This window comes from Mesorhizobium sp. M7A.F.Ca.CA.004.04.2.1 (genome assembly GCF_004022825.1).
Taxonomy (GTDB): Bacteria; Pseudomonadota; Alphaproteobacteria; order Rhizobiales; family Rhizobiaceae; genus Mesorhizobium.
The window spans coordinates 1-698 of sequence record NZ_RZPH01001617.1 but is presented as its reverse complement, the minus strand read 5'-3'; the positions used below and the strand labels follow the sequence as shown (position 1 = coordinate 698).

Sequence of the window (698 nt, the reverse complement as noted above, 5' to 3'; positions counted from 1 at the left end):
CCCCCGGATCGTGAGGAAAGGGCACCATCTGGCCGAGCGGTCGCGGCAAAATCATTGACTACACATAAAGACTTCTTTATATCATTATTCGAATTCGAAACATGAAAGCCAATCCGATGACGACCACGAACCCGATCGATGAGCTGCTGGCTGAAAAGGGCGTGCTGCTGGCCGATGGCGCCACCGGCACAAACCTGTTCGCCATGGGGCTGGAGGCGGGCGAGGCGCCAGAGCTGCTCAACGAGACGGCGCCCGACACCATCACCAGCCTGCATCAGAATTTCGTCGATGCCGGCGCCGACATCATCCTCACCAACTCGTTCGGCGGCACCCGTCACCGCTTGAAGCTGCACCATGCGCAGGATCGCGTGCACGCGTTGAACAAACGCGCCGCTGAGCTTGCGCGTGCGGTCGCCGGCAAGGCCGGCCGCAAGGTGATCGTCGCCGGTTCGGTCGGCCCGACCGGCGAATTGCTGGTGCCGCTGGGCGCCATGACCTATGACGAGGCAGTCGACGCCTTCGCCGAGCAGATCGAGGGCCTCAAGGAAGGCGGCGCCGAAGTCGCCTGGATCGAGACGATGTCGGCTCCAGACGAGATCCGGGCCGCCGCCGAGGCTGCTATCCGCGTCGGCCTGCCCTACACCTATACCGGTTCCTTCGACACTGCCGGCCGCACCATGATGGGCCTGCTGCCCAGG

At 63.8% G+C, this 698-nt stretch carries 1 protein-coding gene; it reads left to right on the top strand.

Features of this window, described 5'->3' with window-relative positions; translation table 11 throughout:
- Positions 1-116: 116 nt before the first annotated feature.
- Positions 117-698 (top strand): betaine--homocysteine S-methyltransferase (bmt, locus tag EN893_RS36515; protein ID WP_164901521.1); only part of this gene is annotated, 582 nt, incomplete at its 3' end.